General features: G+C 56.8%; 8 protein-coding genes, 1 tRNA gene and 1 pseudogene. 8 read left to right on the top strand and 2 right to left on the bottom strand.

The genetic code is table 11. The features are described from left to right. The 3 genes and pseudogenes from ACILQA_RS07560 to ACILQA_RS07550 all read left to right on the top strand — a co-directional run. Nucleotides 1–259, top strand: a pseudogene (locus ACILQA_RS07560) (MFS transporter); the annotation flags it as partial. 378 nt (nucleotides 260–637) lie between these two features. Then, on the top strand, nucleotides 638–1,612 hold the full coding sequence (locus ACILQA_RS07555; RefSeq protein WP_395629141.1) for a quinone oxidoreductase family protein: 975 nt from the start codon (nucleotides 638–640) through the stop codon (nucleotides 1,610–1,612). A gap of 44 nt (nucleotides 1,613–1,656) precedes the next feature. Beyond that, nucleotides 1,657–2,379 carry an SDR family oxidoreductase gene (locus ACILQA_RS07550; protein WP_395629140.1) on the top strand — a complete coding sequence of 241 codons (723 nt, stop codon included), beginning with the start codon at nucleotides 1,657–1,659 and terminating at the stop codon, nucleotides 2,377–2,379. A gap of 62 nt (nucleotides 2,380–2,441) precedes the next feature. On the opposite strand, the gene ACILQA_RS07545 is transcribed toward ACILQA_RS07550, so the two are convergent. Together ACILQA_RS07545 and ACILQA_RS07540 are read right to left on the bottom strand one after the other, a co-directional pair. Beyond that, nucleotides 2,442–2,525: transfer RNA gene (locus ACILQA_RS07545), tRNA-Leu, on the bottom strand. A gap of 74 nt (nucleotides 2,526–2,599) precedes the next feature. Beyond that, nucleotides 2,600–4,021 carry a coniferyl aldehyde dehydrogenase gene (locus ACILQA_RS07540; RefSeq protein ID WP_395629139.1) on the bottom strand — a complete coding sequence of 474 codons (1,422 nt, stop codon included), beginning with the start codon at nucleotides 4,019–4,021 and terminating at the stop codon, nucleotides 2,600–2,602. Nucleotides 4,022–4,140: 119 nt separating this feature from the next. Between ACILQA_RS07540 and ACILQA_RS07535 the strand changes: the two genes are divergently transcribed. The 5 genes from ACILQA_RS07535 to ACILQA_RS07515 all read left to right on the top strand — a co-directional run. Beyond that, nucleotides 4,141–5,877, top strand: coding sequence for a class I adenylate-forming enzyme family protein (locus ACILQA_RS07535; protein ID WP_395629138.1), 1,737 nt, complete (start codon nucleotides 4,141–4,143; stop codon nucleotides 5,875–5,877). Nucleotides 5,878–5,960: 83 nt separating this feature from the next. After that, nucleotides 5,961–7,148, top strand: a complete 1,188-nt coding sequence (locus tag ACILQA_RS07530; protein WP_395629137.1) for an acetyl-CoA C-acyltransferase — start codon at nucleotides 5,961–5,963, stop codon at nucleotides 7,146–7,148. A gap of 82 nt (nucleotides 7,149–7,230) precedes the next feature. After that, nucleotides 7,231–7,896: a DJ-1/PfpI family protein gene (locus tag ACILQA_RS07525; RefSeq protein ID WP_395629136.1), complete on the top strand. Its 666-nt coding sequence runs from the start codon at nucleotides 7,231–7,233 to the stop codon at nucleotides 7,894–7,896. A gap of 71 nt (nucleotides 7,897–7,967) precedes the next feature. After that, complete coding sequence (locus ACILQA_RS07520) at nucleotides 7,968–10,160, top strand: PQQ-dependent dehydrogenase, methanol/ethanol family (RefSeq protein ID WP_395629135.1); 2,193 nt, start codon at nucleotides 7,968–7,970, stop codon at nucleotides 10,158–10,160. A 174-nt stretch (nucleotides 10,161–10,334) separates the two neighbouring features. Further along, the coding region (locus ACILQA_RS07515; RefSeq protein ID WP_395629142.1) for a P-II family nitrogen regulator at nucleotides 10,335–10,409 on the top strand (75 nt) is incomplete at its 3' end.

Raw genomic sequence — 10,409 nt, 5'->3', positions numbered from 1 at the left:
CATCGCCGGGGGTATGTTTGTCGTCCCGCTCTACGCGTTTCTGACAACGACGGTTGCAAAGTCGCAAACCGCCCGCACCATTGCCGCCAATAACATCGTGAATTCCGGCGCGATGGTGATTGGTGCTGTGATTTACAGCCTTCTCGTCAGCGCAGGCGTCAGCATTCCCGACACGTTGTTCATGATTGCTGCAGCCTGCCTTGTTTCGGCATGGATTTCGTGGAAGCTGCACAAGGCCTGCGACCCCGTCGCCGCCTAACAGTCAGGCAATATAGCTGCTTATTGCGACAAAAAACGCACTGAAGCTGAGCATAAACAAATGCGTATCCTCCCTGCGCCACCACGATGTGGGGCGTGGCGCGATGACGGCGTGCGTCATCTGTGGTGGGGGAAGCATCTGCCGAAGGGGGTGGCGGGCCGCTTCGTTGTGACCGACTAATCTTCTTTTCATCATGATCAGGCGTTAACGTTTTGTTAGGCATAATGGCCATGCCAAAAGATGGTTAAAGAGGGACCCAAATTCGACTGTCCCGATCTGCGACAGTTATTGACGTCTTTTTAACCATATTCCGCAGCACGGGTTGGCGGCCTGCCACTGGCTCTGTTAGGATGCATGCAACAAACAGGAGTTCTCCCGATGGAAAGAGCAGCACAAATTCGGCAGACCGGTGGGCCGGACGTTATTGCGTGGACGGACGTTGAACTGGCAGCGCCCGGTCCCGGTGAAGTCCGCATGCGCAATCTGGCCGTGGGCCTCAACTTCATTGACACCTATCATCGTGGCGGCCTGTATCCGATGGCGTTGCCCTCTGGCCTTGGCATGGAGGCAGCGGGCATCATTGAGGCGGTGGGAGACGGCGTGACCGACTGGCGCGTGGGCGACCGGGTAGCGACTTTTGGCCCAAGCATCGGTGCCTATGCGACAGCGCGCAATATTGCCGCACATGGCCTGTTTTTGGTGCCAGACGGCATCAGCGACGACATCGCGGCGGCGGGCTTGCTCAAGGGCTGCACCACCGAGTTTCTTGTCGAACGCTGTGCCAAGGTTCAACCCAAATGGGACATATTGGTGCACGCAGCGGCAGGCGGCGTCGGGCTGTTGCTGGTACAATGGCTGAAGCATGTTGGTGCCCGCGTCATCGGGACAGTCAGCACCGATGAAAAGGCGGCGCTGGCACGCGCAGCGGGGGCCGACCATGTCATTCTATATGGCAAAGAAGATGTCGCAGCGCAGGTCCGCGAACTGACGGGCGGCAAAGGCGTTGAAGTGACCTTCGATGGTGTCGGCCGCGACACATGGGAAACATCGTTGAACGCAACCGCGCGGCGCGGCCTTATCGTCAGCTATGGCAATGCCAGCGGTCCGGTGACGGGTGTCAACCTTGGCACTTTGGCGCAAAAAGGTTCACTCTACGTCTCGCGCCCAACCTTGTTCGATTATTATCACAATGCCGCGGAGCGGGCAGCGGGCGCAGAATATGTGTTCGACATGTTCCGCCAAGGCATCATCGATATCACGATCGGCCACCGCTACGCGCTGGAAGACGCCGCACAGGCACATCGCGACCTTGAAGGGCGCAAAACAGTTGGGTCTTCGATACTGATTCCCTGACAATGCAGGGCAAGGTTAATTTCGGACAATATTGAGGGGGATTTATGGAACTTAAGGGCAAAACTGCATTGGTTACGGGTGGGACCGACGGCATCGGTTTGGAAATAGCACGCCAAATGATGGCGAAAGGCGCCAACGTCATCGTCTGCGGTCGCCGCGAAGACGTGCTTGCGTCTGCACGGCAAGAGGGATTGGAGGCCATTAAGGCCGATCTTTCCAATGCTGCGGGCTGCGCGGAGCTTGCTGCCGCGCTCGCAGGGCGCGAACTGGACATCCTGATCAACAACGCGGGGATGAGCGGTAATTTCGGTCCCGGCGAGCCGCTTGATCTGGCGCTCACTGATCAGGCGATCTTCCTGAACCTCAACGCGCCGCTGCACCTGATTGGGCACTTGTTACCCGGCTTGCTTCAACGGCCCGAGGCGTCGATTGTGAATGTCACCTCAGGCCTCGCCATTGCCCCGCGCGCGGGCGGTCCAGTCTATTGCGCGACCAAAGCGGGCCTCAGAAGCTTTACCCAATCACTGCGGCACAATCTGCGTGATACCAAGGTTCATGTCATTGAAGCATTGCCGCCGGTCGTCGACACCGCAATGACGCGCGGGCGCGTGAATGGCAAAAAGATGTCGGCAAAGGAATGTGCCGCAGAAATCGTTGATGCCATTGCGACAAACGCGCCTGAGGCGAATGTCGGCATGGTGAAGCTGCTTCGGCTGGTGTATTCGATGTCGCCCGCACTTGCGCAGCGGATCATGATCAGATTCTGATTGTCAGCGATACCGCATCGCACTGCGGAGCAACGGATTTCAAGCTGTCTGAGAAAATATGGTGGTGCCCCAGGCCCGACTCGAACGGGCACTCCTTTCGGAACAGGATTTTGAATCCAGCGCGTCTACCATTCCACCACTGGGGCACATCTTCGTCAGGGCGAACCTGTTGAAGCGGAGGCTCCTCTAACCGAGCCTCCGCCCCGATGCAAGCGCATCCTTATTTCTTAAGTTCCTTAGCGAGTGTCTTCAGCGTCGCTTTGCCGTAAGGCGCCTTGAATCCGCCAATCCCGGCAACATCGACTCCAGTCTGACGATAGACCGCACGCATATGGCTGAAGGTTTTGAACCCGTCCGCGCCGTGATAATTGCCCATGCCCGACGGCCCGACTCCACCAAAGGGCAGATCTTCCATCGCATTGTGGAAGACGACGTCGTTGATAGTTACGCCGCCAGAGACGGTCCGCGACAAGACGCGTTCTTCTTCCGCCTTGTCCGTTCCGAAATAATATAGGCCAAGCGGACGATCATGTGCATTCACATAATCAATCGCCTCATCCATCGACGAATAGGTCATGACGGGCAGAATCGGTCCGAAGATTTCTTCCTGCATCACCTTCATGTCATCGGTGACATTGCGGACAATCGTCAGCGGCATTTTGTTACCGTTTGATCCGACAAAATCCTCGTCCGCAGGGTTGATTTCGATGAGTTCAGCGCCCTTTTCACGCGCATCGTCCAGATAGCCCTGAAGCCGCTCATAATTTCGGCCATTCACAACCGAAGTATAATCGTCATTGTGCAGCAAAGTAGGATATTGCGCGATTGCGCCAGCCTTCACCGCCGCGATGACATCATGCTCTTGGTCGTCGGGCACCAACAGATAATCGGGCGCGAGGCAGATTTGACCCGCATTCATCATCTTGCCCAGGGCAATGCGCTCGCCCGCCTTTTTTGTATCGGCACTTCGGCCAATAATGGTGGGGGATTTGCCGCCAAGCTCAAGCGTAACAGGCACGAGATTGTCCGCTGCCGCGCGCATGATATGCTTGCCCACGCCGGTCGCGCCGGTGAATATCATATGGTCGAATGCCAGTTTTGAAAACGCCATGCCGACTTCAGCGCCGCCTGTGAAAACGGCCATTTCCTCTTCAGCGAAATATTTTGGTACGAGCTCTTCGAACAAGGCCGACACCCGCTCGGTGAATTCGGACGGTTTGACCATAGCGCGGTTACCCGCGGCGAGAATGCCCGCCATCGGGACCATCACCATACCAACGGGGAAGTTCCATGGCGCAACAACGCCGACGACGCCCTTTGGCTGGTAAACGACTTCGGCCTTGGCACCGAGCAGACCCAGTGGGAAAGTTGGCTTGCGCTTTTCACCTTTGGCCCAGCTTTCAAAATGCTTCTTGGCATGCTTCATCGCGCTCACAGACGGCATGATGTCGGTCAGCAGCGTTTGTTCGCGGCTACGATGACCAAAATCAGCAGAAACGGCCTTTGCAAAATCCTCCGCATGATCGATCAACATCGCAATCGCGCGGTCGATACGGTCGCGGCGGACCGACATCGATTCTGGCATAGCTGCGGTAAATGCTGCGCGCTGCTTTTCGAGCACAGTCTGCATATTTGCGGTCATTTTCTCTCTCCATTTAACCCGTTGATGAATTGCTAGCGTGAAGCGTTGCAAATGAAAACCATTTTGGCGTATCCACATGTCCAACATGCAAAAAGCATGACGCGTATATTGGAGAGAACATGATCGAGGCCGGTAAAAAGTGGACACCACCTGCGGGTTGGCCCGTCATGACGCGAGATCAGGTAAAGGCTGCATTATGTGCACCTGGCATGCCGTTCGAGATGGAAACGGCCGAGATTGAAGGTGTACCCACGCGCGTCTGGAAAAATGCTTTACCCAATCTCGCGGTATTGGCCGCGCACGCCAATGCATCATTCGGTGACCGCGAATTTGTGGTGTATGAGGATGAGCGCGTCACCTACGGCGCTTGGTACCGCGCGGTGGCGACACTCGCGCATGCGCTGCAAGCACGTGGCGTAAAAAAGGGCGACCGCGTTGCCCTCGCCATGCGCAATCTGCCTGAATGGCCAGTCGCCTTTTTTGCGGCCGCAGTGACAGGCGCGATTGTCGTTCCGTTAAACGCATGGTGGACAGGTGAAGAGCTTGCCTTTGGTTTGGCCGATTCGGGTGCAGCGGTTCTGATCTGCGACGCGGAACGTTGGGACCGCATATCGCCCTATAAAGCAGAGATGCCGGCGCTCGCGCATGTCATGGTTGCACGCGCGGGTACAGCGGCAATGGCGGAGCCCGCCATCACGCTCGAAAGCATCATTGGCAGTCCAAAAAGCTACGCCGATTTGGCTGACCTGCCATTGCCTGACGTCGCGATTGCGCCAGATGATGCGGCGACCATTTTCTACACCAGCGGGACGACCGGAAAGCCAAAGGGCGCTTTGGGTTCGCACCGCAACCTGCTGACCAATGGCTTTTCCAGCGCCTATTCTGGCGCTGCGACTATGTTGCGCCGTGGTGAACCTTTGCCCGAACCCAGCATAAGGGCGAGCCTGCTTGTCATTCCGATGTTCCATGTCACCGCTTGTTCGGCTTCCATGATTCCGACCATCCAAGCAGGGCACAAGATCGTGCTCCTCCACAAATGGGATACCGTGAAAGCATTCGAGATTATCGAGCGCGAAAAGATCAACGCCACAGGCGGCGTGCCGTTCATCGCTTGGCAGTTAATCGAACACCCAGACCGCGAGAAATATGATCTCAGCTCAATCGACGCGATAAGCTATGGCGGTGCACCGTCCGCGCCAGAGCTTGTCAGCAAAATCTACGAAATATTCGGCGCATTTCCGGGCAATGGCTGGGGCATGACGGAGACCATGGCAACGGTCACCTCGCATGTCGCCGAAGATTATCTGAACCGCCCCGACAGCTGTGGTCCGGCCGTTGCAGTCTCGGACGTGAAAATCATGTCAGAGGATGGATCGACCGAGTTGCCCGTTGGTGAAGTCGGTGAATTGTGGGCACGCGGCCCGCAAATCGTCAAAGGCTATTGGAACCGTCCAGACGCCACCGCAGAGACATTTGTTGATGGCTGGGTGCGCACAGGCGATCTTGCCCGCGTGGATGACGAAGGCTTTTGCTTCATCGTTGATCGCGCCAAAGATATGATCATTCGCGGCGGCGAGAATATCTATTCGTCTGAAGTCGAGAATATCTTGTATGAACATCCCGCGGTTACCGATGCCGCACTGATTGGCATTCCGCACCAAACACTCGGCGAAGAACCCGCAGCCGTGGTCCATCTGGCGCCCGGCATGACCGCAAGCGAGGATGAACTGCGCGAATATGTCAGCGCACGATTGGCAAAATTCAAAGTGCCCGTGAAGATCATCTTCACCGAGGATACCCTGCCGCGCAACGCGAATGGCAAAATCCTGAAACGCGATTTGAAGGCCTTGTTCTAACGCGGCAAACTGGGCTGATTCACATTTGTTTTTGATAGTGCGCCGCCCTATAAGGCGGCAAATCAAAATCAAAGGAATCTCCCATGCACAACGCCGATCCTGTCGTCATCCTGTCCTATGCCCGCACCCCAATGGGGGCCATGCAAGGGGCGTTGGCTGACGTTTCTGCGACCGACCTTGGCGCGACTGTGGTGAAGGCCGCGGTTGAACGCGCTGGCGTCGACGGCGCGGCGATTGAGCGCATTTACATGGGTTGCGTGTTGCCAGCAGGGCTTGGCCAAGCCCCTGCCCGTCAGGCCGCGATTAAAGCGGGCCTGCCCAAATCTGTGCAAGCAACGACAGTGAACAAGGTTTGCGGTTCGGGCATGCAGACCGTCATCATGGGCAGCGAGGCACTCGCCGCTGGTTCGGTTGATTATGTCATCGCCGGCGGCATGGAAAGCATGACCAACGCGCCTTATTTGCTGAAAAAGCACCGTGGCGGCGCGCGTATCGGGCATGACACCGCCTACGACCATATGTTCCTTGATGGACTTGAAGACGCATATGAGGCGGGCCGCGCCATGGGTACTTTTGCGCAAGACACGGCAGACGATTATAAGCTGACGCGCGAAGGACAGGACGCATACGCGCTTGAATCGTTACGCCGCGCGCAAAGCGCGATTGCAGACGGCGCGTTTAAAGCGGAAATCGTTCCGGTAACCGTTGCCACACGCAAGGGCGACGTCATCGTCGACACCGACGAACAACCTGGCAAAGGCATGCCCGACAAGATTCCAACGCTCAAGCCAGCCTTTGCGAAGGACGGCACGATCACGGCCGCCACCAGCTCGTCGATCTCGGATGGTGCCGCCGCGCTTGTGCTCACGCGCCAATCGGTGGCCGACGCCAATGGGCAAACACCGATTGCGCGTATCGTCGCGCACGCGGCGCACGCGCAGGAGCCATCAGCATTCACCACCGCTCCGGTCGGTGCCATCAACACATGCTTGGCCAAGGCTGGCTGGACCATCGCGGACGTTGACCTGTTCGAAGTGAATGAAGCATTTGCCTGCGTCGCAATGTTTGCGATGCACGATCTGGGCATATCGCATGACAAGATTAACGTTCATGGCGGCGCCACGGCATTGGGCCATCCCATTGGTGCATCGGGTGCGCGGATTATCACAACATTGGTGGCCGCACTTCAGCGCCATGGCAAGAAACGCGGCCTCGCATCGCTCTGCATTGGCGGCGGCGAAGCGACGGCTTTGGCGATCGAGCTTATTTGATCGATACAATTTGCGACGTTTGGGCCGTCGGAGAAATCCGGCGGCCCTTTGTTTTTTGCCGCGTGCAGGTTAAGCATGCGGCATGAATATCGTCTTCGTCCTCTTCGACAATGTCACGCAACTCGATTTCACAGGGCCGGTGCAATTCCTCTCGCGAATACCGGGCGCAGATGTTCATGTCGTCAGCAAAACGGGGGCTGCAGTCACCACCGATAGCGGCTTTTCCATTCTGCCGCGATCCAGCTTCGCAGACTGCCCGCAGGCGGACATAATCTGCGTGCCGGGCGGCCATGGTGTGCGCAACGCGATTGCTGACGCGCAGATCGTCGATTTCGTCCGCAGCCAAGCACGCGGGGCGCAATATATTACCAGCGTGTGCACCGGTGCCTTCATATTGGGCGCAGCCGATTTGCTGCGCGGCAAAGAAGCGACATGCCACTGGGCTTACACGCAATTGTTGCCAATGTTTGGCGCAACGCATCGCCCCGCGCGGGTTGTTCGCGACGGCAATTTGGTGACTGCAGGCGGCGTCACCTCGGGCATCGACTTCGCGCTTGAACTGATTTCAGACATTGCCGGCGAAGATGTTGCACGGACCATCCAGCTCGCGCTGGAATATGACCCAGCACCACCGTTTAGCGGCGGAACGCCCGCGAGCGCACCTGATGCGATACTGTCAAACCTGCGCGCGCGCGTCTATGAAAAGGCCGCAACCGAGATGGAAAGCGCCATAAAAAAGATAATTTAACCCGTCAGTTAAATTCCCACTGGACGAAGCCTATTCGAGGGCATAGCCTTTCCGTCGAGGGGGAGAAAAATATGAAGAATAAGCTTTGGTTCGCAGCCGCAATTGCTGGCGCGACATTATTATTGGGTTCTTGCCAAAAGGTAGCAGGCCCGACCGATGTGCCCGCATTCGCTAAGATTAACGGGGATTATCTAAAAACCGGTGGCGATGGCTCAAACTGGGCGATGACGGGTTTCAATTATAATGAGCAACGGCACAGCCCGCTTACCCAAATTAACGACAGCAATGTGCAGGATCTGGGCATTGCCTGGTTCGCTGACTTACCCGACGCACGCGGCCAGGAAGCAACGCCAGTGGTTGTCGACGGCAAAATGTTCATTTCAACCGCTTGGTCCAAAGTATTTTCTTATGACGCCAAAACCGGCAAACCATTGTGGAGCTTCGATCCCGAAGTCGACAAAGCGCGCGGAGTCAAAGCCTGCTGCGACGTGGTCAACCGCGGCGTTGCGTTCTGGAAAGGCAGCGTTTTTGTCGGAACCATCGACGGCCGTTTGATTTCCTTGGACGCCACCACGGGCAAGCAATTGTGGAGTGTCCAAACGCTTGACCTCAAATCCAACGGCACCATCACAGGCGTGCCACGGGTCGTAAAGGACAAGGTGGTTATTGGCTTTGGCGGCGCAGAGTTCGGCGCGCGCGGTTATGTGACCGCATATGACGCCGCGACCGGCAAACAGGCATGGCGTTTTTACACCACGCCCAATCCGAAGGGCGAGCCCGACAATGCCGCGAGCGACAAGATCTTAAAAACGGCGGCAACCAAAACATGGAGTTCCAAGCCCAAAAAGGGTGACTGGCGCGAAAGTGGCGGCGGCGGCACCGTGTGGGACGCAATCGTCTATGATGCTGAGCTTGATCAATTGTACCTTGGCGTCGGCAACGGCAATCCTTGGAACCATGGCATTCGTTCCAATGGCGAAGGCGACAATCTGTTCCTGTCGTCCATCGTCGCGCTTAAACCCGACACGGGCGAATATGTCTGGCATTATCAGGAAACGCCAGCCGAAAGCTGGGATTACACTGCGACCCAGCCGATCATATTGGCGACGGAAACACGCGGCGGCAAAGAACGCAAAGTTCTTTACCACGCGCCGAAGAACGGGTTTTTCTTCACCATTGATCGGCTGAACGGCAAGCTGTTGTCGGCAAACCCGTTCATCGACGGCATCACTTGGGCAACCGGCTATGACATGAAAACGGGGCGGCCAATCGAAAACCCTGCAGCGCGATATGAAAAAACCGGCAAGCTCTATTTGGCGAACCCTTCGGCGCTGGGTGCGCATAACTGGCACCCGATGAGCTTTAACCCCGCAACGGGACTGGTCTACATCCCCGCATTGTATATTGGCGGCGCGTATCTGCCGCCGGTTGCGCCAAACGAACAAGAGCGCAAGGCGCTGGGCTTCAACGTGGGCGGCGCGATGGCGACGGCCGACCTTCCCGATGACATCAATTTCGTGAAGGCTGTGAAAGCGGCCACGACCGGAAAGCTGGTCGCGTTCGACCCCAAGACCGGCAAAGCCAAATGGACGGTCGATCACCCCGCCTCATGGAATGGTGGGACAATGACCACCGCCGGAAACCTGGTTTTCCAAGGTACGGCAATGGGCGAGTTCCGTGCTTATGCTGCGGATAGCGGTAAGCAATTGTTGAACCTTAACGTACAGTCTGGCGTGTTGTCTGGCCCATCGACCTATACGGTGGACGGCGAGCAATATGTCGCCTTCCTGACCAGCAAGGGCGGCGCGTTCCCGCTCGTTTCGGGTTATGCAGGTTCCACCAGTGCTGCGGTTCCCAACATCCCCCGCCTGATCGTTCTGAAGCTGGGCGGAAAAACAGCTCTGCCACCCGTGCCTAAAGTGCCAGCCTATGTGTGGGCGCCGCCTGCGCAATTCGGCACGCCAGCGGATATCGCTGCGGGGGGATCGAATTTCCAACGCTATTGCCTCGTCTGCCACGGACCCGGCGCGGTCGGGAACGGCGTGCTGCCTGACCTGCGTAAATCTGGTGTGATTGCGGACGCCGCCACGTGGAAATCGGTTGTGATTGACGGCATTTTGAAGGGCAATGGCATGGTCAGCTTTAGCAGCGTGTTAACAGCGAAAGAAGCCGAGCAAATGCGCGCTTATGTTGTCAGCCGTTCACATTATGCAAAGGCAAACGATGCCGTATTGAGCGGTGGAGCAAAAAAGGCGGCAAAGTAAAAAACTGCTGCCCATGAATCCGGCATCTGCCTAAAATTTAGGCAGATGCCATGGCCGATATGGCCCAAAATAACGCGTTTTCGTGTTGGTCAATTTTGGCACGATACTTGATATGCTTAATACATCATCCGCGCGCGCGGAGCATCTGCCTCACGCGCCATAAAGGGAAAAGCCATGAAAAAGATCGAAGCGATCATCAAGCCATTCAAATTGGACGAGGTGAAAGAAGCGCTGCACGAAGTTGGCGTC

Source organism: Sphingorhabdus sp. (assembly GCF_044239005.1).
Taxonomy (GTDB): Bacteria; Pseudomonadota; Alphaproteobacteria; order Sphingomonadales; family Sphingomonadaceae; genus Sphingorhabdus_B.
This window is presented reverse-complemented; position numbering and strand designations above follow the sequence as displayed.

Coding starts and splice junctions, on each gene's coding strand:
- ACILQA_RS07555 (WP_395629141.1), top strand. CDS start 638: ATGGAAAGAGCAGCACAAATTCGGCAGACCGGTGGGCCGGACGTTATT.
- ACILQA_RS07550 (WP_395629140.1), top strand. CDS start 1,657: ATGGAACTTAAGGGCAAAACTGCATTGGTTACGGGTGGGACCGACGGC.
- ACILQA_RS07530 (WP_395629137.1), top strand. CDS start 5,961: ATGCACAACGCCGATCCTGTCGTCATCCTGTCCTATGCCCGCACCCCA.
- ACILQA_RS07540 (WP_395629139.1), bottom strand. CDS start 4,021: ATGACCGCAAATATGCAGACTGTGCTCGAAAAGCAGCGCGCAGCATTT.
- ACILQA_RS07535 (WP_395629138.1), top strand. CDS start 4,141: ATGATCGAGGCCGGTAAAAAGTGGACACCACCTGCGGGTTGGCCCGTC.
- ACILQA_RS07520 (WP_395629135.1), top strand. CDS start 7,968: ATGAAGAATAAGCTTTGGTTCGCAGCCGCAATTGCTGGCGCGACATTA.
- ACILQA_RS07525 (WP_395629136.1), top strand. CDS start 7,231: ATGAATATCGTCTTCGTCCTCTTCGACAATGTCACGCAACTCGATTTC.